The organism is Pseudomonas sp. 25 R 14 (assembly GCF_900004755.1).
GTDB classification, from domain to species: Bacteria; Pseudomonadota; Gammaproteobacteria; order Pseudomonadales; family Pseudomonadaceae; genus Aquipseudomonas; species Aquipseudomonas brenneri.
The window spans coordinates 39,943-66,086 of the sequence record NZ_CVTS01000069.1 but is presented as its reverse complement, the minus strand read 5'-3'; the positions used below and the strand labels follow the sequence as shown (position 1 = coordinate 66,086).

22 protein-coding genes and 1 pseudogene are annotated in these 26,144 nt (G+C 61.9%); 19 read left to right on the top strand and 4 right to left on the bottom strand.

The genetic code is table 11. From position 1 onward, the window contains the following. Window positions 1–54 precede the first annotated feature (54 nt). The 7 genes from BFQ03_RS27920 (at window position 55) to tauD (ending at window position 8,267) form a co-directional block, all read left to right on the top strand. Window positions 55–2,391, top strand: coding sequence for a Tex family protein (locus BFQ03_RS27920; RefSeq protein WP_065944483.1), 2,337 nt, complete (start codon window positions 55–57; stop codon window positions 2,389–2,391). Continuing rightward, complete coding sequence (locus tag BFQ03_RS27915; protein WP_050593283.1) at window positions 2,391–2,774, top strand: PaaI family thioesterase; 384 nt, start codon at window positions 2,391–2,393, stop codon at window positions 2,772–2,774. Before BFQ03_RS27920 ends, BFQ03_RS27915 begins: the two co-directional genes overlap by 1 nt. Window positions 2,775–2,989: 215 nt before the next feature. Continuing rightward, window positions 2,990–4,573: a glutamate--cysteine ligase gene (gshA, locus tag BFQ03_RS27910; RefSeq protein WP_032856580.1), complete on the top strand. Its 1,584-nt coding sequence runs from the start codon at window positions 2,990–2,992 to the stop codon at window positions 4,571–4,573. Window positions 4,574–4,776: 203 nt separating this feature from the next. After that, window positions 4,777–5,754, top strand: a complete 978-nt coding sequence (gene tauA / locus BFQ03_RS27905) for a taurine ABC transporter substrate-binding protein (RefSeq protein WP_065944482.1) — start codon at window positions 4,777–4,779, stop codon at window positions 5,752–5,754. Window positions 5,755–5,770: 16 nt separating this feature from the next. Then, complete coding sequence (tauB, locus tag BFQ03_RS27900) at window positions 5,771–6,550, top strand: taurine ABC transporter ATP-binding subunit (RefSeq protein WP_065944481.1); 780 nt, start codon at window positions 5,771–5,773, stop codon at window positions 6,548–6,550. Beyond that, window positions 6,547–7,374, top strand: a complete 828-nt coding sequence (gene tauC / locus BFQ03_RS27895; RefSeq protein ID WP_032856577.1) for a taurine ABC transporter permease TauC — start codon at window positions 6,547–6,549, stop codon at window positions 7,372–7,374. Before tauB ends, tauC begins: the two co-directional genes overlap by 4 nt. A 56-nt stretch (window positions 7,375–7,430) precedes the next feature. Next, window positions 7,431–8,267 carry a taurine dioxygenase gene (tauD, locus tag BFQ03_RS27890; RefSeq protein WP_065944540.1) on the top strand — a complete coding sequence of 279 codons (837 nt, stop codon included), beginning with the start codon at window positions 7,431–7,433 and terminating at the stop codon, window positions 8,265–8,267. Window positions 8,268–8,275: 8 nt separating this feature from the next. On the opposite strand, the pseudogene BFQ03_RS31145 reads toward tauD, so the two are convergent. From BFQ03_RS31145 to epsC, 3 genes and pseudogenes are all read right to left on the bottom strand, one after another. Further along, window positions 8,276–8,362 (bottom strand): annotated as a pseudogene (locus tag BFQ03_RS31145) (outer membrane lipoprotein carrier protein LolA); the annotation flags it as partial. Between the two features lie 19 nt (window positions 8,363–8,381). Further along, a complete protein-coding gene (gene betT, locus BFQ03_RS27885; protein ID WP_167360839.1) occupies window positions 8,382–10,346 on the bottom strand; it encodes a choline transporter BetT in 1,965 nt (654 codons plus the stop codon). Window positions 10,347–10,704: 358 nt separating this feature from the next. Continuing rightward, entirely contained in the window at window positions 10,705–11,631 is a 927-nt protein-coding gene (epsC, locus tag BFQ03_RS27880) for a serine O-acetyltransferase EpsC (protein WP_032856575.1), read from the bottom strand. 167 nt (window positions 11,632–11,798) lie between these two features. Here epsC and BFQ03_RS27875 point away from each other — a divergent pair, with 167 nt between their 5' ends. From BFQ03_RS27875 to BFQ03_RS27820, 12 genes are all read left to right on the top strand, one after another. Continuing rightward, window positions 11,799–12,791, top strand: coding sequence for a D-cysteine desulfhydrase (locus BFQ03_RS27875; protein WP_065944480.1), 993 nt, complete (start codon window positions 11,799–11,801; stop codon window positions 12,789–12,791). A gap of 196 nt (window positions 12,792–12,987) precedes the next feature. Continuing rightward, window positions 12,988–13,782 carry a cystine ABC transporter substrate-binding protein gene (tcyJ, locus tag BFQ03_RS27870; protein ID WP_065944479.1) on the top strand — a complete coding sequence of 265 codons (795 nt, stop codon included), beginning with the start codon at window positions 12,988–12,990 and terminating at the stop codon, window positions 13,780–13,782. Then, a complete protein-coding gene (gene tcyL / locus BFQ03_RS27865) occupies window positions 13,782–14,447 on the top strand; it encodes a cystine ABC transporter permease (protein ID WP_029299561.1) in 666 nt (221 codons plus the stop codon). The genes tcyJ and tcyL overlap by 1 nt, the downstream gene beginning before the upstream one ends. Window positions 14,448–14,450: 3 nt before the next feature. After that, window positions 14,451–15,197: an L-cystine ABC transporter ATP-binding protein TcyN gene (gene tcyN, locus BFQ03_RS27860; protein ID WP_032856572.1), complete on the top strand. Its 747-nt coding sequence runs from the start codon at window positions 14,451–14,453 to the stop codon at window positions 15,195–15,197. 367 nt (window positions 15,198–15,564) lie between these two features. After that, window positions 15,565–16,341 (top strand): hypothetical protein, encoded by a 777-nt coding sequence (locus BFQ03_RS27855; protein WP_032856571.1) that lies wholly within the window; start codon window positions 15,565–15,567, stop codon window positions 16,339–16,341. Between the two features lie 184 nt (window positions 16,342–16,525). Then, complete coding sequence (locus tag BFQ03_RS27850) at window positions 16,526–17,767, top strand: SfnB family sulfur acquisition oxidoreductase (RefSeq protein WP_065944478.1); 1,242 nt, start codon at window positions 16,526–16,528, stop codon at window positions 17,765–17,767. Window positions 17,768–17,790: 23 nt separating this feature from the next. Further along, window positions 17,791–18,984: an SfnB family sulfur acquisition oxidoreductase gene (locus BFQ03_RS27845; RefSeq protein WP_065944477.1), complete on the top strand. Its 1,194-nt coding sequence runs from the start codon at window positions 17,791–17,793 to the stop codon at window positions 18,982–18,984. After that, complete coding sequence (locus BFQ03_RS27840; protein WP_065944476.1) at window positions 18,984–20,336, top strand: LLM class flavin-dependent oxidoreductase; 1,353 nt, start codon at window positions 18,984–18,986, stop codon at window positions 20,334–20,336. The genes BFQ03_RS27845 and BFQ03_RS27840 overlap by 1 nt, the downstream gene beginning before the upstream one ends. Before the next feature lie 119 nt (window positions 20,337–20,455). Beyond that, window positions 20,456–21,265 carry a MetQ/NlpA family ABC transporter substrate-binding protein gene (locus BFQ03_RS27835; protein WP_065944475.1) on the top strand — a complete coding sequence of 270 codons (810 nt, stop codon included), beginning with the start codon at window positions 20,456–20,458 and terminating at the stop codon, window positions 21,263–21,265. 2 nt (window positions 21,266–21,267) lie between these two features. Continuing rightward, a complete protein-coding gene (locus tag BFQ03_RS27830; RefSeq protein WP_032856566.1) occupies window positions 21,268–22,383 on the top strand; it encodes a methionine ABC transporter ATP-binding protein in 1,116 nt (371 codons plus the stop codon). After that, window positions 22,373–23,017, top strand: coding sequence for a methionine ABC transporter permease (locus BFQ03_RS27825; RefSeq protein WP_032856565.1), 645 nt, complete (start codon window positions 22,373–22,375; stop codon window positions 23,015–23,017). Before BFQ03_RS27830 ends, BFQ03_RS27825 begins: the two co-directional genes overlap by 11 nt. A gap of 40 nt (window positions 23,018–23,057) precedes the next feature. Beyond that, on the top strand, window positions 23,058–23,684 hold the full coding sequence (locus BFQ03_RS27820) for a class I SAM-dependent methyltransferase (RefSeq protein WP_065944474.1): 627 nt from the start codon (window positions 23,058–23,060) through the stop codon (window positions 23,682–23,684). A gap of 113 nt (window positions 23,685–23,797) precedes the next feature. On the opposite strand, the gene BFQ03_RS27815 is transcribed toward BFQ03_RS27820, so the two are convergent. Then, complete coding sequence (locus tag BFQ03_RS27815; protein ID WP_065944473.1) at window positions 23,798–26,023, bottom strand: glycoside hydrolase; 2,226 nt, start codon at window positions 26,021–26,023, stop codon at window positions 23,798–23,800. Window positions 26,024–26,144 lie beyond the last annotated feature (121 nt).

Below are 26,144 nucleotides of genomic sequence, written 5' to 3'. Positions count from 1 at the left end.
CAAGGCCTTGTTTTCCGGGCCTGTGAACTGCTTTCAAGAATTTCAGGTGGTTTTATGGACAGCATCAACAGCCGCATCGCCGAGGAACTCGGTGTACGCCCACAACAGGTCGAAGCGGCCGTCGCTCTACTGGATGAGGGCTCCACGGTGCCCTTCATCGCCCGTTACCGTAAAGAAGTGACCGGCAGCCTCGATGACATCCAGCTGCGGCATCTGGAAGAGCGCCTGCGCTACCTGCGAGAACTCGACGAACGGCGTATCAGCATCCTCGCCAGCATCCAGGAGCAGGGCAAGCTGACCCCGCAACTTGAACGCGATATCAAGCTCGCCGACACCAAGACCCGCCTCGAAGACTTGTACCTGCCGTACAAGCAGAAGCGCCGCACCAAGGGCCAGATTGCCCTGGAAGCCGGCCTCGGCGAGTTGGCCGACGGCCTGTTCAACGACCCGTCCCTCGCCCCGGAAACCGAAGCCGCGCGCTTTGTCGATGCCGAAAAAGGCGTCGCCGACGTCAAGGCTGCCCTCGAAGGCGCCAAGTACATCCTCATGGAGCGCTTCGCCGAAGACGCCAACCTGCTGGAAAAACTGCGTAACTACCTGAAACAGGAAGCCACCCTCAGCGCCCGCGTCATCGCCGGCAAAGAGGAAGAAGGCGCCAAGTTCCGCGATTACTTCGAACACGATGAACCGCTCAAAAGCATGCCGTCCCACCGCGCCCTGGCCATTTTCCGCGGGCGCAACGAAGGCATTCTCAGCTCCGCGCTGAAAGTCGGCGACGAACTGCCAGGCACCATGCACCCGTGCGAAGGCATGATCGGTCAACAATTCGGCATCCAGAATCAGAATCGTCCTGCGGACAAGTGGCTCGGTGAAGTCGTGCGCTGGACCTGGAAGGTCAAGCTCTACACCCATCTGGAAACCGACCTGCTGGGCGAGCTGCGCGACGGCGCCGAAACCGAAGCGATCAACGTGTTCGCCCACAACCTGCACGACCTGCTGCTGGCCGCCCCGGCCGGCCCGCGTGCAACCTTGGGCCTGGACCCGGGCCTGCGCACCGGCTGCAAGGTCGCCGTGGTCGATGCCACCGGCAAGCTGCTGGACCACGCCACCGTGTACCCGCACGTGCCGCACAACAAGTGGGACCAGACCCTGGCCATCCTGGCTGCCCTGTGCGCCAAGCACGCGGTGGACCTGATCGCCATCGGCAACGGCACCGCCAGCCGCGAAACCGACAAGCTGGCCCTGGAACTGATCAAAAAATACCCAGGCATGAAAATGACCAAGGTCATGGTCTCCGAGGCGGGTGCTTCGGTGTACTCGGCGTCGGAACTGGCCTCCAAGGAATTCCCGGACCTCGATGTATCGATCCGTGGGGCCGTATCCATCGCGCGCCGCCTGCAGGATCCACTGGCCGAGCTGGTGAAGATCGACCCGAAATCCATCGGTGTCGGCCAGTACCAGCACGACGTATCGCAGCTGAAACTGGCGCGCGGCCTGGATGCAGTGGTGGAAGACTGTGTGAACAAGGTCGGCGTCGATGTGAACACCGCCTCGGTCGCCTTGCTCGCACGGATTTCCGGCCTCAATGCCACCCTGGCGCAGAACATCGTCACCCATCGCGATGAAAACGGTGCGTTCAAAACCCGCGCAGCCCTGAAAAAGGTCGCACGCCTGGGCGAAAAAACCTTCGAACAGGCCGCCGGCTTCCTGCGCGTGATGAACGGCGACAACCCGCTCGACTCGTCGGCGGTCCACCCGGAAGCCTATCCGCTGGTACAACGCATCGCTGCTGAAACCGACCGCGACATTCGCTCGCTGATCGGCGATGCCGCGTTCCTCAAGCGCCTGGACCCGAAGAAGTACACCGACGAAACCTTCGGCGTGCCGACCATCACCGACATCCTGCAAGAGCTGGAAAAACCTGGCCGCGACCCGCGCCCCGAGTTCAAGACCGCCGAGTTCCAGGAAGGCGTCGAAGACCTCAAGGACCTGCAACTGGGGATGATCCTCGAAGGCGTGGTGACCAACGTGACCAACTTTGGCGCTTTTGTGGATATCGGCGTGCATCAGGACGGTTTGGTACACATCTCCGCGCTTTCGGAGAAGTTCATCAAGGATCCTCGTGAAGCGGTGAAGGCCGGTGATGTGGTCAAGGTCAAGGTCATGGAGGTCGATATCCCGCGCAAACGCGTGGGCCTGTCGATGCGCATGAGCGATACCCCTGGCGAGAAAATCGACGGTGCCCGTGGCGCACGTCCAGGTTCCGCGCCGCGCCAGTCGCAAAACCGCTCGGAAAACAGTGCACCACGCAAGGAAACACCCACCGCAGCCCCGGCCAACAACGCCATGGCTTCGCTGTTCGCCAACGCCAAGCAACTGAAGAAACGTTGATGGAGCTGCCGGCCGGCCTGACCCACAGCGCCTTCAGCGAACTGCTCGGCTGCCGCCTGCAACGCCTGGACCAAGGCGTTGCCGAGGTTGCCCTGACCCTGGAGCCGCAATTGCGCAACCGCGCAGGCAAGCTCCATGGCGGGGCGATTTTCAGCCTGGTAGACATTGCCATGGGGCTGGCCTGTTCCAGCGCCCATGGGTTTGACCAGCAGAGCGCGACCATCGAGTGCAAAATCAACTACATCCGCGCCGTTTCCGACGGAGATGTGGTGTGCACGGCCCGGGTTATTCACCCTGGCCGGCGCACGCTGGTGGTCGAGGCCGATGTGTATCAGGACGAAAGACTCGTCGCAAAAGCACAAGGTACCTTCGCTGTCCTATAGCTCCCTGTCATCAATTTGGGTTAATTTCGGCGCTGCAAAAGCGGCGTCGGAATTTTCTTCCTGCGCGATAGCCACATTCAGGGAATGAAGTCGGCACTTTCAGAGCAGGTTATTCCGGCTCAAAAACCAGGCGATAACGCCAGTTTTAACTTCACCCTTGTAGACCGTCTTGCCCACCCCCATATTGGGGCGACTGACGCGTGAAGGAATCCAACTTGAGCGAACTTCTCAACCGCCGCCTGGCTCTGCTCGGCAAGCGCGAACACCTCTCTTTGCTTGAGCACTGCCTGCACGGCATCGAGCGTGAATGCCTGCGTGTCACCGGCGAAGGTCGCCTGGCTCAAACGCCGCATCCAGAGACCCTGGGCGCAGCATTGACCCATGAATCGATCACCACCGACTATTCCGAGTCGCTGCTGGAGTTCATCACCCCGGCGCTGCCCAACCCGGCAGACACCCTGCGCAGCCTCGATCGAATTCACCGTTTTGCCTACAGCAAGCTCGGCAACGAGTACCTGTGGAGTCCATCGATGCCGTGCCCGTTGCCGGCCGAGGAAGATATTCCGATTGCCTATTACGGCACCTCCAACATCGGACAGCTCAAGTACGTGTATCGCAAGGGCCTGGCCCTGCGTTACGGCAAGACCATGCAGTGCATCGCAGGGATCCACTACAACTTTTCCCTGCCAGAAGAACTGTGGCCGTTGCTCAAGGAAACCGAAGGTTTCGTGGGCACCGACCGTGACTACCAGTCCACGGCTTATATCGCGCTGATCCGTAATTTCCGTCGCTACAGCTGGCTGCTGATGTACCTGTTCGGTGCCTCGCCGGCCCTGGATGCGGGCTTTTTGCGCGGGCGTTCCCATCAGCTTGAACAGTTCGATGCCGACACCCTGTACCTGCCGTATGCCACCAGCCTGCGCATGAGCGACCTGGGTTACCAGAGCAACGCCCAGGCCGGCCTGACCCCTTGCTACAACGATCTGGCCAGCTACACCGACAGCCTGCGCGAAGCGGTGGCAACGCCTTACGCACCTTACGTCGAAGTCGGCACCCACAAGGACGGTGAATGGGTACAGCTCAACACCAACATCCTGCAGATCGAAAACGAGTACTACTCCAACATCCGCCCCAAGCGCGTGACCTACACCGGCGAGCGGCCGATCCAGGCGCTGATGGCCCGTGGCATCCAGTACATCGAAGTGCGCTGCCTGGACATCAACCCGTTCCTGCCGATGGGCATCGATTTGCCGGAATCGCGCTTCCTCGATGCATTCCTGTTGTATTGCGCACTGAATGACAGCCCGTTGTTCGAAAACAGCGAGTGCGGCAACGCCACATCGAACTTTCTCAGTGTGGTCAAGGAAGGCCGGCGCCCGGGCCTGCAATTGCAGCGTCGCGGCCAAGCCGTGGAGATGAAGGAATGGGCTGCCGAACTGCTGGAGAAAATCGCCCCGCTGGCCGCGCTGCTGGACCAGAGCCATGGCATCAATGAGCACAGCCAGGCGCTGGATGCCCAGCTGGCGAAGATCCAGGACCCGTCCCTGACCCCCTCGGCTCAGGTGCTGGCGACCATGCGCGAGCACAAGGAGAGCTTTGCCCAGTTCTCCCTGCGCCAGAGCCAGGTGCATGCCGAGCACTTCCGTAACGAGCCGTTGCCGGCGGACGAACAAGCACGCTTTGAAGAGCTGGCGCGCAGTTCCCTGGCACAACAGGCGGAGCTTGAGCAGAACGAAGTGGGCGATTTCGATGTGTTTGTCGGTTCGTACCAGGCCAGCATCCTGGCGATCAGTAACTGACACTCCCTTTGTAGGAGCGAGCTTGCTCGCGAAAAACTCAAGCACGCCGCGTTTATCCAAGCCGAACGTGTCATCGTTAACGTTTTTCGCGAGCAAGCTCGCTCCTACATAAGCTAATTCGAAAATGTTATTTATTTTCGGATTCTTAGATCATTTAGTCTCCTCACTCGCCGACCCTCGGCCGCCTGATGAGGAGCTTTCCCATGAAACTGCCTGCCCCCTTTCGCCTCCTGGCGGCCCTGTCCCTGGCCGGCGCCAGTCTGTTTGCCCATGCGGCCGACGTGACCATCGCCTACCAGACCACCGTTGACCCGGCCAAAGTCGCCCAGGCCGACGGCGCTTATGAAAAAGCCACCAACGCCAAGATCGACTGGCGCAAATTCGACAATGGCGCCGATATCATCGCCGCCATCGCTTCCGGCGACGTGCAAATCGGCTATCTCGGTTCCAGCCCGCTGACCGCAGCCATCACCCGCAAAGTCCCGGTGCAGACCTTCCTCGTGGCGACCCAGATCGGTGGCGCCGAAGCCCTGGTGGCGCGCAACGGTTCCGGGATCAACAGCCCGCAGGACCTGATCGGCAAGAAAATCGCCGTGCCGTTCGTATCCACCGGCCACTACAGCCTGTTGGCCGCGCTGAAACACTGGAACATCGATCCGTCAAAAGTCACCGTGCTCAACCTCGCCCCGCCGGCCATCATCGCGGCGTGGAAGCGTGGCGATATCGACGCCACCTACGTCTGGGACCCGGCCCTGGGCGTGGCCAAGGAAAACGGCAAGGTGCTGATCACCTCCGGCGAGCTGGCCAAGTTCGGCGCACCGACCTTCGATGCCTGGATCGTGCGTAAGGACTTCGCCGAGAAACACCCGGAAATCGTCAGCGCCTTCGCCAAAGTCACCCTCGATGCCTACGCCCAATACCGCAAAGACCCACAAGCCTGGCTGGCCGACAAGGGCAACGTCGAGAAACTGGTGAAGCTCTCCGGCGCCAAGGCCAGTGACATTGCGCTGCTGCTGCAAGGCAACGTCTACCCGCTGGCCGCCGACCAGGTGACGTTGCTCGGCGCCCCGACCACCAAGGCGGTGACCGACACCGCCGCGTTCCTCAAGGAACAAGGCAAGGTCGAGGCCGTGCTGCCGGACTACGCCCCTTACGTCAGCGCCAAGTTCATCACTAACTGATCAGGAGTTCACCGCGATGGCCTTGCTACAGCTGGAGCGCATCAGCGCACAGTACCCAGGCGCGAGCACGCCCGTGCTGGCGGATATTTCCCTGACGCTTGGGCCCCAGCAATTGCTGGTGGCCCTCGGCCCCTCCGGCAGTGGCAAGACTTCGCTGTTGAACCTGATTGCCGGTTTCGTCGAACCCAGCGCCGGGCGCATCACCCTCGACGGCGTACCCGTCAAAGGCCCGAGTGCCGAGCGTGGCGTAGTGTTCCAGGACGATGCCTTGCTGCCCTGGCAGGATGTGCTGACCAATGTCGGCTTCGGCCTGGAACTGGCCGGCGTGCACAAGGCCCAGCGACAAGCCCGCGCCCGTGAAATGCTCGCGCTGGTGGACCTGGCGGGCTTTGATAGCCGACGCATCTGGCAACTGTCCGGGGGCCAGAAACAACGCGTGGGCCTGGCCCGCGCACTCGCCGCCGACCCACGGGTATTGCTGATGGACGAACCCTTCGGCGCCCTCGATGCCTTTACCCGTGAACAGATGCAAGAGCTGCTGCTGCAAGTGTGGCGGCGTACGGCCAAGCCGGTGTTCCTGATCACTCACGACATCGAAGAAGCGGTATTTCTCGCCACCGACCTGATTCTGCTGGCCCCCAACCCCGGGCAAATCGTCGAGCGCCTGAGCCTCGACTTCGGTCAGCGTTACGCCGCTGGCGAGTCGGCACGCGCGATCAAGTCCGACCCACGGTTTATCGAAACCCGCGAGCACGTGCTGGGCAAAGTGTTCTCACAACGGCAGGTGTACGCATGAGCAGTTATGAAATCCCGGCCACTGCCGTCACCCCAACCGCCCTGCCGCTACGCCGCAGCCTGAGCACGCGCTGGATAAGCGTGCTGACCCTGGTTGCCCTGCTGGCGCTCTGGTGGGCCGTGACTGCCAGCGGGCTGATTGAGCCGCTGTTCCTGCCACCACCGTCGGCCGTATTGCAAAAAGGCTGGCTGCTGGCAACCAGTGGTTACATGGACTCCACCCTCTGGCAGCACCTGGGTGCCAGCCTCGGGCGCATCGGCCTGGGCCTGGGTTTTGCGGTACTGACCGCCGTGCCGGTCGGCATTGCTATCGGCGCCAACCGTATCGCCCGTGGCATTCTCGACCCGCTGATCGAGTTCTACCGCCCGATTCCACCGCTGGCCTACCTGCCGCTGATCGTGATCTGGTGCGGCATTGGCGAACTGTCCAAAGTGCTGCTGATCTACCTGGCGATCTTCGCCCCGATTGCCATCGCTACCGCCACTGGCGTACGTACCGTCGACCCGGCCAAATTGCGCGCAGCGCAGTCCCTGGGCGCAACACGGGCGCAGTTGATCCGCCATGTGATCCTGCCCAGCGCCCTGCCCGATATCCTCACCGGCGTGCGGATCGGCCTGGGGGTGGGCTGGTCGACCCTGGTCGCCGCCGAACTGATCGCCGCCACCAGCGGCCTGGGGTTCATGGTGCAGTCAGCGGCGCAGTTTTTGGTCACCGATGTGGTGGTGCTGGGGATCCTGGTCATCGCCCTGATTGCCTTCGCCATGGAAATGGGCCTGCGCGCCCTGCAACGCAAACTGGTGCCATGGCATGGCCAGGCCCACTGAATAACAACAGCACTGACTACGCCGGCATCTCGGCGCCCGACATTTGCGAGAACAGCATGAGCCGCCTGACCGTTACCCCTTTAAGCACCGCCCTGGGCGCCCAGATCAGTGGCGTCGATATTTCCCAACCACTGAACGTCGAGCAGCGCGACGCCATCGAGCAGGCGCTGCTCCAGCATTCGGTGCTGTTCTTTCGCGACCAGCCGATCACCCCGCAGCAACAGGCGCGCTTCGCGGCAAACTTCGGTGACCTGCACATTCACCCGATCTACCCCAACGTGCCGGAACAACCCGAAGTGCTGATCCTCGACACCGCCGTCACCGACGTGCGCGACAACGCCATCTGGCATACCGACGTGACCTTCCTGCCCACTCCGGCCCTGGGCGCCGTGCTCAGCGCCAAGCTGCTGCCGAGCTTTGGCGGTGACACCTTGTGGGCCAGCGGCATCGCGGCCTTTGAGGCGTTGTCGGAACCGATGAAGGGCTTTTTGACCGGCCTGACGGCGACCCACGACTTCACTCGTTCCTTCCCGCTGGAGCGTTACGGCAACAGCGCCGAAGACCTGGCCCGTTGGGAAGAAGCACGTAGAAAAAACCCGCCACTGTCACACCCGGTGATCCGCACCCACCCGGTCAGCGGGCGCAAATCGCTGTTTGTCAGCGACGGCTTCACCAGCAAGATCAATGAACTGGAACCGGCCGAAAGCGAGGCCATTCTCAAACTGCTGTTCGCCCACGCCACCCGCCCGGAATTCTCCATTCGCTGGCGCTGGCAGGCCAACGACGTAGCCTTCTGGGACAACCGCGTGACCCAGCACTACGCGGTGGATGACTACCGGCCACAGCGGCGGGTGATGCATCGGGCGACAATCCTCGGCGACGTGCCCTTCTAACAAACCCTTGTAGGAGCGAGCTTGCTCGCGAAAAACCCAAGGACGCTGCGGGGCATCAGATGCCCCGCGTTATCGTTGACGATCTTCGCGAGCAAGCTCGCTCCTACAGTTTGTTCAGCGAACCAGATGCAGGAACTGCAAGTGCCGTTCGTACTGGTCAAGGATGTCGTTGATGATCTGCTCCTTGGTGTAGCCCACCAGGTCATAGTCCTGGCTGCCCTCGCTCAAGTGCACTTCCGCCCGGTAATAGCGACGGTTGTTGATGGCCTTGGAGCCCAGCCCACCGAGGGCAAAGGACGGCGTGAAGTACCCGCGCATTTGCACCTGGTAGATAAACGGACGCTCTTCACCGTGGCCGATCTCCAGGCTGACGCTGTCGTTGGCCGGGTCAGGCTGGGTGACGACGTTCAGGCCCTTCTCGACAAACACCGCAGTCACTTCTTCAATCGCCGGGCGCACCGTGGTTTCAAGGAAGCGGTACACCTCATCGCGCGAGGGGAAATGCACTGCCTGGCTCAAGCGCTGGCGCCAGCCGCCACGGCCTCTGCGTGAAGCCGCCGAGACGGGTGTCAGGGAATGCATCCGCGCGATCTGCTTCTGCGATTCGAGGTAGAACGCCTTGTGCAGCCCTAACATCATCAACAGCAGGATCAACGAGAACGGCAGCGAGGTCAGCACCACCGCTGACTTGAGCGAATCGATGCTGCCGGCGAACAGCAAGGCGCTGGTCACCAGCGCCGTCATCGCGCCCCAGAACACCCGTAGCCACTTCGGCCCGTCTTCATCGGCGTTGCCGCCCTTGGACGACAGGGTCGACAGCACCACGGTGCCGGAGTCGGCCGAGGTGACGAAGAACACGAAGCTGATAAACACCGTGACCGCAATCACGGTCTTGCTCCAGGGATAGGTTTCCAGCAGCAGGTAGAGGCTCATCGATGGATTGTCGATGGCCGACTGACCCAGCGCAGCCATCCCATGGTTGAGTACCTGGTCAATGGCGCTGTTGCCGAAGATCGACATCCAGGCCAGGGTGAAGCCCAGCGGGATCAGCAGCACGCCAAAGACGAACTCACGGATGGTCCGGCCACGGGAAATGCGTGCGATAAACAGACCCACGAACGGCGACCATGCAATCCACCAGGCCCAGTAGAACACGGTCCAACCGCCAAGCCAGTCGCTGGGTTCGTTGTAGGCGTAGACGTCAAAACTCTTGGTTGGCAACGCGCCGAGGTAGTCGCCCAGGTTCTGGATCAAGGTGTTGAGCAAATGCTGGGTGGGGCCTGCGAACAGCACAAACAGCAACAACGCACAGGCCAGCAACATGTTGATATCGGACATGACCCGCACGCCCTTGTCGACCCCGGCGATGGCCACCAGGATCGCCGCGCCCATCATCAGGGTGATCAGGCCGACCTGGATCCATTGGGTGTGGGCGATGCCGAACAGGTAGTCCAGGCCAGAATTGAGGTGCAACACCCCAAAGCCCATGTCAGCGCCCAGGCCGAACACCGTGGCGATAATGCCAAAGCCGTCCACCGCATAGCCGATGGGGCCGTTGATGCGCTTGCCGATCAGCGGGTACAGCGCCGAGCGCAGGGCCAGCGGCAAGTTATGTCGATAGGCGAAATACGCCAGGGCCATGCCGACAAACGCAAACACGCCCCAGCCATGCAGCCCCCAATGCAGGAACAGCACCTGCATGGCCTGGCGCGCCGCATCGGCATTCAAGGCTTCACCCTGAGGCGGTTGCACCAGGTGGGTCAACGGCTCCGAGACGCAGAAGAAAAACAGCGTGATGCTGATCCCGGCGGCGAACAGCATGCCGGCCCAGGACAGGTAACTGAATTCGGGCTCGTCGTGGTCGGCACCGAGTTTGATCTTGCCGTAGCCAGACAGCGCGGTGACCACCACGAAGACCAGATACAGGGTCATCGCCAGCATGTAGTACCAGCCAACCGTATTGGCCGCCCAGTTTTGCGCGGCCAGCAACCAGGCACCGGCCTGTTCGGGGATCGCGATGACGGTGAGGCCAAATAGCAGGATGAAACTCGCGGCGAAGTAAAAAACCGGCGCATTCATGCGCACCAGGCCGCTTGAAGGGGTAGAGGATGCACTCATGAACGGTGCACCTCGATGGGGTCGGATGTGGCTGTAAAAAACGGACTCAGCAAAGGTAAGCCTCCTGTTGTGAGCGGGCAGCGAACCACCGGTTTAACTTGAACGAACGTTCAAGTTAAACATGGATAGGTGGTCTGGGACTAATCGCAGGGCTGAGTGGTAGGTAATTCCTACACTAGCTCAAGGAAGGGTATGACGGGTGGGAAAGGCAAAACGTTCAGCATTTACTGATTGAATTTGGAATACAGGCAAATGTGGGAGCGGGCTTGCTCGCTCCCACATTTGGGTCTTCATTGTCCTGAATGATGCGCTCGCAACACTACTTCTGCGTACCGTCATCATGCTGCAAATTCGCCTGCGTGATGTTCGCCCCCGCCGGCACGCTGCGGGTCAGCCACACATTGCCGCCAATGGTCGAGCCCTTGCCGATGGTGATCCGCCCCAGGATCGTCGCCCCGGCATAGATCACCACATCGTCCTCGACAATCGGGTGGCGCGGGTGGCCCTTCTGCAACTGCCCATCTTCGTCTGCCGGGAAACGCTTGGCGCCCAGGGTCACCGCCTGGTAAATGCGTACTCGCTCGCCAATGATCGCCGTCTCGCCAATCACCACGCCCGTACCGTGGTCGATAAAGAAACTCGGGCCGATCTGCGCGCCTGGGTGAATGTCGATGCCGGTGGCCGAATGCGCGATTTCCGCGCTGATCCGTGCCAACAGCGGTAACCCGGCACGATACAAATGGTGGGCCAGGCGATGGTGGATCACCGCCAGGATCCCCGGATAGCACAGCAATACCTCATCCACACTGCGTGCGGCCGGGTCGCCGTGATAGGCCGCCAGCACATCGGTATCCAACAGGCTGCGCAGTGCCGGCAAGGCCAGGGCAAAGTCCTGGATCAAGCGGATGGCCAGCGCATCGACCTGATTGTCGGCTTCGCCACCCTGGCGTGCGGCATAACGCAACTCCAGGCGGGCCTGGGTGAGCAAGGCATTCAAGGCCACGTCGAGGGTATGGCCGACATAGAAGTCCTCACTTTCTTCGCGCAAATCCACCGGCCCCAGGCGCATGGGGAACAGTGCGCCACACAACGCTTCAAGAATCTGCGCCACCGCCTCACGGGAAGGTAATTCACGACCACCCTGCTCGCCGCTGACCCGCCCGTTGCGGGTACGCCACTGATCCCGGGCGCCTCGCAACTGGCTGACGATGGTCTGTAATTGCCAATGACTGGAACGCTCGCTCACGATATTCACTCCTGACGTAATGGCCATCACTTTACGATATGCCACCGGGTCGCCATTAAGAACCAATGGTGCATTGCTAATAACCATTTGGCATAAGCAACTGAAGGTTGCCCGCGCAAAAAGCCCTGCCTATAGTCCTTCCCATCTCCTATGACTCGTGCGTAACCATGATCAAACAACAGCTCGACCGTTTTAATCGTCTGGAACTGCTGGGTGGCGCCACCGCCCTGGAAAAACTCGAACGACTGTCGACCTGGCTGGGCCGTGATATCTACATCAAGCGTGACGACACCACGCCGCTGGCCATGGGCGGCAACAAGCTGCGCAAGCTCGAATACCTCGCCGCCGATGCCCTGGCCCAGGGCGCCGACACGCTGATCACCGCCGGTGCTATCCAGTCCAACCATGTGCGCCAGACCGCCGCCCTCGCGGCCAAGCTGGGCCTGGGGTGTATCGCCCTGCTGGAAAACCCCACGGGCACCGACGACCCCAACTACCTGGGCAATGGCAACCGCTTGTTGGTAGAGCTGTTCGACGCCAAAGTCGAACAGGTCGAAAACCTGGACAACGCCGACGAGCAACTCGACGCCCTGGCCGAACGCCTGCGCAACAACGGCAAAAAGCCATACCTGGTGCCTATCGGCGGTTCCAACGCCCTGGGCGCCCTGGGTTATGTGCGCGCCGGCCTGGAACTGGCCGGGCAGATCAAAGACAGCGGCCTGCAGTTCGCGGCGGTGGTCCTGGCCTCTGGTAGCGCTGGCACCCACAGCGGCCTGGCACTGGCGTTGAGTGAAGCGCTGCCGGACTTGCCGGTGATTGGCGTCACGGTATCGCGCACCGACGAAGCGCAACGGCCCAAAGTGCAGGGCCTGGCCGAGCGGACGGCGCAATTGCTGGGGGTGGATGTACCCGACGCGTTCAAGGTGATTCTGTGGGACGAATACTTTGCCCCACGCTACGGCGAACCCAACGCTGGCACCCTGGCGGCAATCAAGCTGCTGGCGAGCCAGGAAGGCCTGTTGCTCGACCCGGTGTACACCGGCAAGGCGATGGCGGGGTTGCTTGATGGTATCGGGCGCGGGGCATTCGAGGACGGCCCGATCATCTTCCTGCACACCGGCGGGGCGCCGGCGTTGTTTGCCTATGACTCATTGTTCTGACGGGAGGCATGTCCGCTCTCACAATTGAATTTTCATCGAATTCATATTCCTTAATAGAATATAAAACTTAATTTATATTATTTTTAACACTTTAAAACCCGCCCTATAGTCGCGCTCCCACACACCGCGTTTTTAGGGCAGGATACGACCACTGCGTCACCTGCTTCGCACACCATAAAAAACACAGGGGCTTGTCATGACTATTTCTGTATTGCGTCGCACATTGCTGGTTGGCACGTTGGGCCTGGCCCTTGGCGCCGGGTTGCTGGGCCAGGCGGTTGCCGGCGAGCAACTGGACAAGATCAAGAAGGCCGGCGAGATCAAGATCGGCCTGGAAGGCACCTACCCACCGTTCAGCTTCGTTGATGAAAGCGGCAAACTCAGCGGCTTTGAGGTCGAGTTGTCCGAAGCCCTGGCCAAGGAGCTGGGCGTCAAGGTCAAGCTGCAAGCCACCCCATGGGACGGCATCCTCGCCGCACTGGAATCCAAGCGCCTCGACGCCGTGGTCAACCAGGTGACGATCTCCGAAGAGCGCCAGAAAAAGTACGATTTCTCCAAGCCCTACACCGTCTCCGGGATCCAGGCCCTGACCCTGGCGAAAAACGTCGACACCATCAAGACCGCCGACGACCTGGCCGGCAAGAAAGTCGGGGTAGGCCTGGGCACCAACTACGAACAATGGCTCAAGGACAATCAACCCAAAGCCATCATCAAGACCTATAACGACGACCCGACCAAGTTCCAGGACCTGCGCATCGGCCGTATCGACGCGATTCTGATCGACCGCCTGGCGGCCCTGGAATATGCCAAGAAAGCCAAGGACACCGCCGCTGCCGGTGATGCCTTCTCGCGCCAGGAAGCCGGGATTGCGCTGCGCAAAGGCGAGCCTGAACTGCTCGAAGCGGTCAACCAGGCTCTCGACAAACTGCGCGCCAACGGCAGCTTGAAGAAGCTGTCCGAGAAATACTTCAACGCTGACGTCACTCAATAATGGAAGCAGGTTTCCAACTCGCGCTCGACTCCGCGCCCTTTCTGCTCAAGGGCGCGTATTACACGGTGATCCTCAGCCTCGGCGGGATGTTCTTCGGCTTGCTGCTGGGCTTCGGCCTGGCCTTGATGCGCCTGTCGCGCTTCAAGCTCTTGAGCTGGACCGCCCGGGTGTACGTGTCGTTCTTTCGCGGCACGCCGTTGCTGGTGCAGCTGTTCTTGATCTACTACGGCTTGCCGCAAGTGGGGATCGAGCTGGATCCGATCCCGGCGGCGATGATCGGCTTTTCGCTGAACATGGCCGCCTACGCCTGTGAAATCCTGCGCGCCGCCATCGGTTCCATCGAGCGTGGCCAGTGGGAAGCTGCCGCCAGTATCGGCATGACCCGCGCGCAGACCCTGCGCCGGGCCATTCTGCCGCAGGCGATGCGCACGGCCCTGCCACCTTTGGGCAACAGCTTTATTTCGCTGGTCAAGGACACGGCGCTGGCCGCTACCATCCAGGTGCCCGAGTTGTTCCGCCAAGCCCAACTGGTGTCTGCGCGCACCTTTGAAATTTTCACCATGTACCTGTCTGCGGCCCTGATCTACTGGGTCCTGGCAAGCATCCTGGCGCATTTTCAGAATCGCCTGGAAGACCGGGTCAACCGGCATGACCTGGAGTCTTGAAGCATGATCGTGGTTGAAAAACTGACCAAACAATTCAAAGGTCAGGTGGTGCTCAACGGGATCGACCTGGAGGTCAAGGAAGGCGAAGTCGTCGCCATCATCGGCCCCAGCGGTTCTGGCAAGACTACCTTCCTGCGCTGCCTGAATTTCCTCGAAGAACCTACAAGCGGCCGGATCAAGGTGGGCGACATCGAGATCGACAGCAGCCGCCCGCTCAACCAGCAACAGAGCCTGGTACGGCGCCTGCGCCAGCACGTAGGTTTTGTATTCCAGAGCTTCAACCTGTTCCCCCATCGCACCGCGCTGGAAAACGTCATCGAAGGCCCGCTGGTGGTCAAGAAGATGCCGCGCGAAGCGGCCGACCGCCTGGGTCGCGCACTGCTGGCCAAGGTCGGCCTTGCAGGCAAGGAAGACGCCTACCCCCGGCGCCTGTCCGGTGGCCAGCAGCAGCGGGTGGCCATTGCCCGTGCGTTGGCGATGGAGCCTGAAGTGATCCTGTTCGATGAGCCGACCTCGGCCCTCGACCCGGAGTTGGTCGGTGAAGTGCTGGCGACCATCCGCAGCCTCGCTGAAGAGAATCGCACCATGGTCATCGTCACCCACGAAATGAGCTTTGCGCGGGATGTAGCCAACCGGGTGATCTTTTTCGACAAGGGTGTGATCGTCGAGCAAGGCGAAGCCAAGGCGTTGTTTGCCAACCCCAGGGAGGAACGGACCCGGCAGTTCCTCAGCAAATTCCTCACCCACTAAAACAACCCTGGCCTACTGTAGGAGCGAGCTTGCTCGCGAAAAACGTCAACGATAACGCGCAGAATCAGATTAACCGTGTCGTCTGGGCGTTCTTCGCGAGCAAGCTCGCTCCTACAGGGATTGGCGCTACTCACATAGAAAAGCACCCCACCCGATCCCGCCTTTAAAACCCCTCTCAGTAAGACCCTTCTGAATAATCCCAAACCCGCCGTTTAGCCTTTTGCCGCCATTGACGCCCTCCGGCCAACCCTCTTATCTAAGGCCCAGAGGATTGGATCCTATCCTGGCTTTTCAAAAAATCGTTCCTTTCGAACCCCATCCCTGAGGTTCGGAACGATTGCTGCTGGCTGCATCAAGGAGATTATTTATGACGTACATCCGCCCCCTGGCCATGCTCGCCGCGCCGACACTGCCCCAGGCCATCAAACAAGGTATCAATGCGCAGGCCGCTACCCATTTGCAGGTCGATATCGCCCCCTATCCGGACATGGGCAAGGGCGACTTGATCGAGCTGTTCTGGAACAACTGCTTTGCCGCCTCCAAGCGCGTGAGTACCGCCGATATCGGCCAACCCAGCAGTCTGCGAGTGCCGGAGAGCTTTGTGCAAAATGGCGCCGCGCGGGTTCATTACCGGGTCATGCAGGTGGGGCGCGGACCGGCACGTTCCCTGATCACCCGCGTGCAGGTCAAGACCGCTTGCCCAGGCGGCCAGCCCTCGGTGCTATGCGGTGAAGAAAACCAGAGTCTGGCCCCCGTCGACCTGCCTGAAACCATCCGCCGCCATGGCGTCAACCCCAGCCAGATTCGCCGGGGCGTACCGTTGACCATCGAGCCATACCTGAACATGGCCGCCGGTGATGCAATCACCCTGCGCTGGGGTGATGCGCGCCTGGACCTGCCTCGCATCCAGGCCAACGAGGTGGGCCAGCCTGTACAAGTGTGGGTGCCTTCGGCGCTGATCCTGGAAGCCGGCGACGATGCCCGCCAGGAGGTCACCTACTGCGTGATAGACCGCGTGGGCAACAACTCCCGCTGGGCACCGGCACGTACCGTGAGCATCGCCCAGGCGCATGCGCATGGCTCGGCAGGCAGCCTGTCGGTGTACCAGCCACGGCGTCCTGGCTCGCCCTGCGAGCCGGGGTGACAGACCTTCTATGCATATTCCTAAAAGTTAGTTTATTTAAAAAATAAACACGCTTAGGGTATATGAACCGGACCACCGGACATTCCTGATTTTTAAGCTTTCCACGGATGTGAGGTAGGTATGGTCAAAATTACCCCGGTGCACAACGCCAGGGCATTACGTGTCGCCACGCAGGGGCGCACCGATGTCTAACTTGGCGCAATCGCCTCTCCAGAGTGATCTGGATATCGCCCCGCTGCTGTTGCCCACCAAGGTGTTGCGCAACGACAGTGAAGCCCTTGCCGCTGCCCATGAGCTTGCCCAGGCCGCCCGCCTGCAAGCCGGGCTGCGCGACCGCCAGCGCAAACTGCCCTGGGCCGAGATCGAACAGTTCACCCGCAGCGGCCTGGGCAGTATTTCCATCCCCCGCGAATACGGTGGTCCGCAAGTGTCGTTCGTGACCCTGGCCGAAGTGTTCGCGATTATCAGCGCCGCCGACCCGGCCCTGGGGCAGATCCCGCAGAACCATTTCGGCATCTTGCATGTGTTGCAAGGCGCCGCCAGCCAAGAGCAGAAGAAGCAGTTGTTCCAAAGCGTCCTCGATGGCTGGCGCATCGGCAATGGCGGCCCGGAGCGCGGCACTAAAAACACCCTGGACTTGAAGGCCCGGATCAGTGCCGAGGGTGACGGTTTTGTCATCAACGGCCAGAAGTTCTACTCCACCGGCGCGCTGTTTGCCCATTGGGTCGCGGTCAAGGCGCTGGACGACGAAGGTCGCCAGGTCATGGCTTTTGTGCGCCGCGCCGCGCCGGGGTTGCGCATCGTCGATGACTGGTCGGGCTTTGGCCAGCGCACCACCGCCAGCGGCACCGTACTGCTGAACAACGTGCCGGTGGACGCCGATCTGGTGGTGCCGACCTGGCGCCTGGGGCAAAGCCCCGGCATCCAGGGCGCGGTCTCGCAATTGATCCAGGCGGCCATCGACGCCGGTATCGCCCGTGGCGCCCTCGACGACACCATCAGTTTTGTACGTGAGCGCGCGCGACCCTGGATCGACGCCAAGGTCGAGCGCGCCAGTGATGACCTCTACGTGATTGCCGATATCGGCAAACTGAAAATCGAACTGCACGCCGCCGAAGCGCTGCTGCGCAAGGCCGGCCAGGTACTGGACCAGGTCAGCGCCGCGCCCATCACCGAGCACTCCGCCGCACGGGCCTCGATTGCCGTGGCACAAGCCAAGGTGCTGACCACCGAAGTCTCGTTGCTGGTCAGCGAGAAGCTCTTCGAACTGGCCGGCAGCCGCGCCACCCTTGCCGAATTCAACCTCGACCGGCACTGGCGCAATGCACGGGTACACACCCTCCACGACCCGGTGCGCTGGAAGTATCACGCGGTGGGCGCCTGGCACCTCAACGCAACATTGCCGGCCCGGCATTCCTGGATCTGACGACCAGACATCTGGAGAAAAACATGACGCTTTCCCATCCTGTCGCGGTCATCACCAGCGATGAACAAGCCCTGATTGTCGCCAGCGACCTGGCCGAAGACTTTCGCCGCGACAGCGCCCTGCGCGACCGCGAACGCCGCCTGCCGCTCGCCGAGCTGGAAGCCTTTTCCCGCTCCGGCCTGTGGGGCATCAGCGTGCCCAAGGCCTACGGCGGCGCTGGCGTATCCAACGTCACCCTGGCCAAGGTCATCGCGCTGATCGCCCAGGCCGATGCTTCATTGGGGCAGATCCCGCAGAACCATTTCTATGCCCTGGAAGTGCTGCGGGTCAATGGCAGCCCGGCTCAGCAGCAACGCCTGTACGCCGAGGTCCTGGCCGGCCAGCGCTTTGGCAATGCCCTTGCGGAACTGGGCACCAAGACTGCCCATGACCGGGTGACCGCGCTTACCCGTGACGGCGACGGATTTCGTATCAGTGGCCGCAAGTTCTACGCCACCGGCGCGATCTACGCCCAGCGCATTCCCACCTCGGTGGTGGACGAGCACGGCGTGCAGCAACTGGCTTTTGTCCCGCACGACAGCCAGGGCCTGACGGTGATCGACGACTGGAGCGGCTTTGGCCAGCGCACCACCGGCAGCGGCTCGGTGGTGTTCGACAAGGTATGGGTCGCGGCCGAAGACGTGATCCCATTCCAGAGCGCCTTCGAGCGCCCGACCACCGTGGGCCCGCTGGCCCAGATCCTCCACGCCGCCATCGACACCGGCATCGCCCGCGCGGCCTTTGAAGATGCCCTGCATTTTGTGCGCACCAAGACCCGGCCGTGGATCGACTCGGGCAACGACAAGGCCAGCGAAGACCCGCTGACCCTCAAGAGCTTCGGCCACCTGAGCGTGCGCCTGCACGCCACCGAAGCCCTGCTGGAGCGCTCCGGTGAATACCTCGACCGCGCCCAGGCCGACAGCAACGCGCAAACTGTCGCTGCGGCGTCGATTGCGGTGGCCGAAGCCCGCGCCCTGAGCACCGAAATTTCCCTGGCCACCGGCAGCACCCTGTTCGAACTCGCCGGCAGCCAGGCGACCCTCGCCGAACATGGCCTGGACCGCCACTGGCGCAATGCCCGGGTGCACACGTTGCACGACCCAGTGCGCTGGAAGTATCACGCAGTCGGCAATTACTACCTCAACGATGAAAACCCGCCACTGCGGGGGACCATTTGATGCCGAAGAAAAAGATCCTGCTCAATGCCTTCAACATGAACTGCATCGGGCATATCAACCATGGGCTGTGGACCCATCCACGGGACACCTCGACCCAGTACAAGACCGTCGAATACTGGACTGAACTGGCGCAACTGCTGGAGCGCGGCCTGTTCGACGGATTGTTCATCGCCGATATCGTCGGGGTGTACGACGTCTATCAAGGCTCGATCGACGTGCCGCTCAAGGAGTCGATCCAACTGCCGGTCAACGACCCGCTGCTGCTGGTCTCGGCCATGGCCGCCGTGACCAGGAACCTCGGCTTCGGCCTGACCGCCAACCTGACCTACGAGCCGCCGTATCTGTTCGCCCGGCGCATGTCCACCCTGGATCACCTGAGCCGTGGCCGGGTGGGCTGGAACATTGTCACTGGCTACCTGGACAGCGCCGCCAAGGCCATGGGCCTCACCGAGCAGGTCGAGCATGACCGGCGCTACGACCAGGCCGACGAATACCTGGAGGTGCTGTACAAACTCTGGGAAGGCAGCTGGGAAGACGACGCGGTACTCAACGACCCGCAACAACGGATCTATGCCCTGCCGGGCAAGGTGCACAAGGTCGAGCACCATGGCGAGTTCTACCAGGTGGAGGGCTATCACCTGTGCGAGCCCTCGCCGCAGCGCACGCCGGTGCTGTTCCAGGCCGGCAGTTCGGAGCGCGGCCTGCTGTTTGCCGGGCGTCATGCCGAGTGCGTGTTTATCAGCGGGCAGAACAAGGCCGCGACCAAGGTGCAAGTGGACAAGGTACGCGCCAGTGCGGTCGAGGCCGGGCGCAACCCAGACGACATCAAGGTGTTCATGGGCCTCAACGTGATTGTCGGCGCCACCGAGGAACTGGCCTGGGCCAAGCATGCCGAGTACCTGAGCTACGCCAGTGCCGAAGCCGGCGTGGCGCATTTCAGTGCGTCTACCGCCATCGACTTTTCGCAGTACGAACTGGATGAACCAATCCAATACGTGAAGAGCAACGCCATCCAGTCAGCCACCAAGGCCTTGCAAAACAACGACTGGACCCGTCGCAAACTGCTGGAGCAACACGCCTTGGGCGGGCGCTATATCACCCTGGTGGGTTCGCCTGAACAGGTGGCCGATGAGCTGGAGTCCTGGATCGCCGAGACCGGCCTGGATGGCTTCAACCTGACGCGCATTGTTACACCGGAGAGCTATGTGGACTTTATCGAGCTGGTGATTCCCGAGTTGCAAAAGCGTGGGTCATACAAGACTGCTTATGACGCGGGCACCCTGCGCGAAAAAGTCTTCCACCGCGATGCCCATTTACCCAAACAACACACCGGCTCCACCTACCGCCACTAACCCCTGTAGGAGCGAGCTTGCTCGCGAAAATCGTTAACGATAACGCGGGGTGCCTGATACCCCGAGGCGCACTCAGGGCTTTCGCGAGCAAGCTCGCTCCTACATTTGGAATATCAATGATGAAAAAAACACTGCTCTCCCACCCAGTCAAAGCACTGGCCCTGGCCCTCGGTCTATTCAGCTCGGCGGTGTTTGCCGCCGATGCGCCGCTCAAAGTCGGCACCACCGCCGCCTTTGCCATTCCCCTGGAGGCCGCCGTCGAAGAGGCCGGCAAGCAGGGCCTGAAAGTCGAGTTGGTGGAATTCACCGACTGGATCGCGCCCAACGTCAGCCTCGCCGCCGGCGATATCGACGTGAACTACTTCCAGCACATTCCGTTCCTGGAAAACGCCAAGGCCGCCGCCGGTTTTGACCTGGTGCCGTACAAGCCCGGGATCATCAATAACGTGGGCCTCTACTCGAAAAAATACAAAAGCTTCGACGAACTGCCCCAAGGCGCCAGCGTGGCCATCGCCAACGACCCGATCAACAGCGGGCGTGGCCTGCAACTGCTGGCCAAGGCGGGCTTGATCACCCTCAAGCCGGGCGTTGGCTACAAGGCTACCGAAGAAGACATCGTCGCCAACCCGAAAAAGATCAAGATCCTGCAAGTCGAAGCGGTGCAACTGGTGCGCGCCTATGACGATGCCGATCTGGTGCAGGGCTACCCGGCGTATATCCGCCTGTCCAAGACCTTCAATGCCGAGTCGGCGCTGCTGTTCGACGGCCTCGACCACCCGGAATACGTGATCCAGTTCGTGACCCAGCCCAAAGGCACAACCGACCCACGGGTGATCAAGTTCGTCGAGATCTACCAGCACTCGCCGGTGGTTCGCGCGGCCCTGGATAAATCTCTGGGCAAGCTCTACCAAGTCGGCTGGGAAGGCTAAGCATGAGCGCCGCCAACGCCCAACTGCGCGACCTGGGCACACCGCCCAGGGACGCCCGGCAGACAGAACTGCATCCTGACCTGAACCACGCCCATGTGCGTTTTATCAACCTGGGCAAAACCTATGACGGCACAGTGCATGCGCTGCAAGGCATCGACCTGGCGATCCAGCGCGGCGAAGTCTTCGGCATCATCGGCCGCAGCGGCGCCGGCAAGTCGTCGCTGATCCGCACCATCAACCGCCTGGAGCAACCCAGCAGCGGCCGGGTGCTGATCGATCAAGTGGATATCGGCGACTTCGACGAAGACCACCTGGTGGCCCTGCGCAGGCGCATCGGCATGATCTTCCAGCACTTCAACCTGATGTCGGCCAAGACCGTGTGGCAGAACGTCGAACTGCCGCTGAAAGTCGCCGGCGTACCCAAGCCACAGCGCGAGCAAAAAGTGCGTGAACTGCTGGAACTGGTGGGCTTGCAGGACAAGCACAAGGCTTATCCGGCGCAGTTGTCCGGCGGCCAGAAGCAACGCGTGGGCATCGCCCGCTCGCTGGTGCACGACCCGCAGATCCTGCTGTGCGACGAGGCCACCTCGGCCCTGGACCCGGAGACCACCCAGTCGATCCTCGGCCTGTTACGCGAGATCAACCAGCGCCTGGGCCTGACCATCGTGCTGATCACCCATGAGATGGCGGTGATCCGCGAAATCTGTGACCGCGTGGTGGTGCTGGAGCACGGGCGGGTCGTCGAGCAGGGCCCGGTGTGGGAAGTGTTTGGCAACCCTCGGCATGACGTCAGCAAGACCTTGCTCGCGCCCCTGCAACACGGCTTGCCCGAGGAGCTGCAAAAACGCTTGCAGGCCACGCCACAGTCAGCAGATGCGGCCGTGGTGCTGCGCCTGCAATTCACCGGCGCCAGCGCCGACGAGCCGGACCTGGCAGCGCTGTTCAGCGCCCTCGGCGGGCGCGTGCGCCTGCTGCAAGGCGGGGTCGAACGCATTCAAGGGCATGCACTGGGGCAGTTGCTGCTGGCGGTGACGGGCTCAACCCTGGACGCCGACACATTACGCACCCGCGCCACGCGCTGGGCACAACAGGTCGAGGTGCTGGGCTATGTGGTTTGATCGTTTATTGCAGGGCGCCATCGACACCTTGTTGATGGTGGGCGTGTCGTCGCTGATCGCGTTGCTGGTGGGTATCCCGCTGGCGGTGTTCCTGGTGACCAGTGACAAGGGCGGCATCTACCAGGCCCCGGCGTTGAACCGGGTGCTGGGGGCGTTCGTCAATCTGTTCCGCTCCATCCCGTTCCTGATTCTGATGGTGGCGCTGATCCCCTTCACCCGCCTGATCGTCGGCACCACCTACGGCGTGTGGGCCGCCGTGGTACCGCTGACCATCGCCGCCACGCCGTTCTTTGCGCGGATCGCCGAGGTCAGCCTGCGCGAAGTCGACCATGGCCTGATCGAAGCCGCGCAGGCCATGGGCTGCCGGCGCTGGCATATCGTCTGGCATGTGCTGTTGCCGGAAGCGCTGCCGGGGATTGTCGGCGGGTTCACCATTACCCTGGTGACCATGATCAACTCGTCGGCCATGGCCGGGGCGATTGGCGCCGGTGGCCTGGGCGATATCGCCTACCGCTACGGCTACCAGCGCTTCGACAGCCAGATCATGCTCACGGTAATTGTGCTGCTGGTGATCCTGGTGGCGGTGATTCAACTGGGCGGCGATCGCCTGGCGCGCGTGCTCAACAAGCGCTGAGGTATAGTCGGCACCTCTCTTTGCCCTGGTGCCGACTGCCATGAAACTCGCCCCCGACGACCTCGACCAGATCACCTCCACCACCCTGGGCCACTACAACCAGGTGGCCGAGGACTTTCGCGAAGGCACCCGCGACCATGATGTGAGCCAGAACATCGAGGCGTTGCTGCGGCATATCCAGGGTGATGCACCGTTTACCGTGCTGGATTTCGGCTGTGGGCCGGGGCGGGATTTGCAGACGTTTACCCGGCGGGGGCATATCGCCGTCGGGCTCGATGGCGCCGAGCGTTTCGCGCAGATGGCGCGCCAGGACAGCGGCTGCGAGGTGCTGCACCAGGACTTCCTCAAGCTCGACCTGCCGGCCGGGCGGTTCGATGGGATCTTTGCCAATGCGGTGCTGTTTCATATTCCCAAGCAGGAACTGCCGCGTATTCTCAGGCAGTTGCATGGAGCGTTGAAGCCGGGTGGGGTGTTGTTCAGCTCCAATCCCAGGGGGGAAAACCAGGAGGGCTGGAATGGGCCGCGTTATGGCTCGTATCACGACCTTGCGGCCTGGCAGGAGCTGCTGACCACGGCGGGGTTTGTGGAGCTGGAGCACTACTATCGCCCGGCAGGACTGCCGCGCGAGCAGCAGCCCTGGTTGGCCAGTGTGTGGCGTAAGGCTTAGAGACCGGGGTGTCTGATCTGGCGCTTTCGCGAGCAAGCCCGCTCCCACATATTGATTTGTGAACACTCTCAAATGTGTGTGCGAGCTTGCCCGCGATGGACTCACAGGCGCCGCTAATCCACCTGATACACCACCGGCTCTGCCCCCACCACCAACGCCGTCACACTGCGCCCCGCATACCCCTCCCTCTGCTCACTCGCAAAATTGGCCACCAACCGCGTGCCATCGGTAAAGGTCGTCTGCTGCAGCAGCCGGTCGCCGCTCAGCCAGCGAAAATCTGTCAGTGCCTGGGTCGCCAGACGCTCATGCAACGGGCGAAAGAACCCATCCTGACGCTGGATCATTGGCAAGCGCTGTTTCAACGTAGCAGCGCTCAAGTGATAGAGCGGCGGTACGTTGTAAAGCAGTTGGGTCAGTTCGTTCTCCGCCTGCACATTGCTCAGCTTCAGGCTATCGAACAGCCAGTGATGGGTGGTGATGACCGAGCCATGGAACACCGCCTGATACAGCGGCAGGCGCATCGCCGGGGCAAAGTACACAGTGCGCAGCGGCTCTTTGAGTGGCACGCGCTTGAAGAATACCGCTGGCTGTTCCGGTGGGTACCAGGCCCCCACGTAGTAAGGCGATTGTTTATCCTGGGTCATCTCGCGGTCGCCCCAGCCCATGACCGGCGTCTGCATGCCATGGGCGAACAGCACGCCTCGGGCGGTGGTGGCGTTGCCGTCTTCGGAACCCACCGGCAACTGGAGGTGGTTGGCGATCCAGCGCGCCGCGTCGACATTCCCCTCGGCGTTCTGCGCCTGGGTCATGCCCAGTACTGAGCGATAGCTGTCAAACAGCATGCCGGTGGCGTAGGCATCGAGAAACCAGGCATTGAACCCGGCCTTGGCCTGCACCGCCGCCACCCGTGCTTGCAGCAGCGGGCGCACGCAACGTGGGTCGGTGTAGTGCCCGGACTTCTGGAAGCCGGTCTTGAGCTGGCCATTCTTCAGCATGATCGCGCAGTCACGGTAGGCACGGCTGCCCAGGTGCGCGGTGGTCCAGTCAGGGTTTTCCGTATCTGCCAGTGCGGTCTCGTAGGAGTCGTAAGGCGCCATCAAGTACCCGGCCTCGACCCCCTTGCGCACCACCTCCGGGTGCCAGAGCCCGCCCTCCCAGCCTTCGCCCAGGGTCAGCAGCAGGCGTTGCAGGCCGCTGTCCCGTAGGGTTTTTATCGTCGCAGCGGACAACGTGCTACCCCAGGTTTCGGGGGTGACACTCAAGGCGCCGGCGAACGCCAGCGCCAGTTGCCGGCGGACAGTGCCATAGCCTTCGGCAAGCGCGTGCATGTCGGGCTCGGTCCTGGCTTGCCAGCCCTGGCGCGCCTTTTTGTTAAGCGCCGCATTGAGTCCTCGCAGCAGCACGGCTTGCTGGTAGCGATCCAGAAACGGCTGGGCGGCTTGCACCACCTGCGCCGCCTCAGCATCCAGCAGGCCATTGAGTTGCGCGCCCAACCCATCCGGTGCGCGCAACAATGCGCGTAACTGCACCCAGTCGCGTACATCGCCAAGGCCAAGCAGGTCATTGCCCCACAGGTACACATGGCTCGCGCCCAACAGTTTTTCGCCGGCAGGCAGGCGTTGCAGTTTTTCTGCCAGCGGCTCGTACAGCCCCTGCTCCACCAGCCACTGGCGATAGCGCTTGGCACCGGCCAGCAAGTCGGCCTCGCCCAGGTTCAGGCGCAGGGTCATGGGCGCGGCCGGGTCCAGTGCGGTGAACTCATGGCGCACCGACAACCCCAGGCGCTGCCCCTCGGCCTGCCACTGCAAGCGATTGTTGTACGGGTTGGTCAGCAGCCAGTTGAGGGTAAACGTGCCATGGTCGACGCCCCATAACGGCAGGCTGAGGTCCTGAGTGCTGTTCACATCGCCATATTCAAGCAGGAAGTCTTGCCACAGGCGATTGCCGGCGGGGATGTAATGCCCTTCGGCGAGCGGCCAGATCAAGCCCTTGCCCATGGCGCTGGCCGGTTGTCGGAGGATTTCCAGCTCAGCCGCCTCGCGGGCGGTGACGGTGAGGATCAGGTCGCGCTGGTCCAGGGTGGCACTCAGGCGATAGGCCCCGTTATCCCATTGCCAATCGGCCTGTCGGCTGGACTGTTGCAACTGGCTGACCCCATGGGCCGCAACGCCACTGGAGGCCTGCACCGGCTCGCTGCCAGCAGGGGTGACGCGCACGGCCAGGGTCGCCGGGTCGAGCTCAATGCGCCATAGGGCGTTTTCCAGCACGGTACCGGCAATCGCCAGGGGCGAGAGCAACAGCATGCAAACCATCAAGGTATGGCGCAGACAACGAGACATGGCAAAGACCTTCACACAAGTGAAAGCCTGGAGGGTAAAACAATTGGTTACCCGAAAAGCGACCCATTAAGACTTTGAGACGTTTCCCACAGCCCCCACCGCACTGTAGGACCCGTCTTAC

Excerpts from the sequence above, each read along its gene's own strand:
- BFQ03_RS27830 (WP_032856566.1), top strand. The coding sequence starts at position 21,268 with ATGAGCGCCGCCAACGCCCAACTGCGCGACCTGGGCACACCGCCCAGG.
- tauB (WP_065944481.1), top strand. The coding sequence starts at position 5,771 with ATGGCCTTGCTACAGCTGGAGCGCATCAGCGCACAGTACCCAGGCGCG.
- BFQ03_RS27920 (WP_065944483.1), top strand. The coding sequence starts at position 55 with ATGGACAGCATCAACAGCCGCATCGCCGAGGAACTCGGTGTACGCCCA.
- BFQ03_RS27850 (WP_065944478.1), top strand. The coding sequence starts at position 16,526 with ATGTCTAACTTGGCGCAATCGCCTCTCCAGAGTGATCTGGATATCGCC.
- BFQ03_RS27820 (WP_065944474.1), top strand. The coding sequence starts at position 23,058 with ATGAAACTCGCCCCCGACGACCTCGACCAGATCACCTCCACCACCCTG.
- BFQ03_RS27835 (WP_065944475.1), top strand. The coding sequence starts at position 20,456 with ATGAAAAAAACACTGCTCTCCCACCCAGTCAAAGCACTGGCCCTGGCC.
- BFQ03_RS27855 (WP_032856571.1), top strand. The coding sequence starts at position 15,565 with ATGACGTACATCCGCCCCCTGGCCATGCTCGCCGCGCCGACACTGCCC.
- BFQ03_RS27825 (WP_032856565.1), top strand. The coding sequence starts at position 22,373 with ATGTGGTTTGATCGTTTATTGCAGGGCGCCATCGACACCTTGTTGATG.
- tauC (WP_032856577.1), top strand. The coding sequence starts at position 6,547 with ATGAGCAGTTATGAAATCCCGGCCACTGCCGTCACCCCAACCGCCCTG.
- tauD (WP_065944540.1), top strand. The coding sequence starts at position 7,431 with ATGAGCCGCCTGACCGTTACCCCTTTAAGCACCGCCCTGGGCGCCCAG.
- BFQ03_RS27840 (WP_065944476.1), top strand. The coding sequence starts at position 18,984 with ATGCCGAAGAAAAAGATCCTGCTCAATGCCTTCAACATGAACTGCATC.
- BFQ03_RS27845 (WP_065944477.1), top strand. The coding sequence starts at position 17,791 with ATGACGCTTTCCCATCCTGTCGCGGTCATCACCAGCGATGAACAAGCC.
- tauA (WP_065944482.1), top strand. The coding sequence starts at position 4,777 with ATGAAACTGCCTGCCCCCTTTCGCCTCCTGGCGGCCCTGTCCCTGGCC.
- BFQ03_RS27815 (WP_065944473.1), bottom strand. The coding sequence starts at position 26,023 with ATGTCTCGTTGTCTGCGCCATACCTTGATGGTTTGCATGCTGTTGCTC.
- tcyN (WP_032856572.1), top strand. The coding sequence starts at position 14,451 with ATGATCGTGGTTGAAAAACTGACCAAACAATTCAAAGGTCAGGTGGTG.
- betT (WP_167360839.1), bottom strand. The coding sequence starts at position 10,346 with ATGAATGCGCCGGTTTTTTACTTCGCCGCGAGTTTCATCCTGCTATTT.
- BFQ03_RS27915 (WP_050593283.1), top strand. The coding sequence starts at position 2,391 with ATGGAGCTGCCGGCCGGCCTGACCCACAGCGCCTTCAGCGAACTGCTC.
- BFQ03_RS27875 (WP_065944480.1), top strand. The coding sequence starts at position 11,799 with ATGATCAAACAACAGCTCGACCGTTTTAATCGTCTGGAACTGCTGGGT.
- tcyL (WP_029299561.1), top strand. The coding sequence starts at position 13,782 with ATGGAAGCAGGTTTCCAACTCGCGCTCGACTCCGCGCCCTTTCTGCTC.
- tcyJ (WP_065944479.1), top strand. The coding sequence starts at position 12,988 with ATGACTATTTCTGTATTGCGTCGCACATTGCTGGTTGGCACGTTGGGC.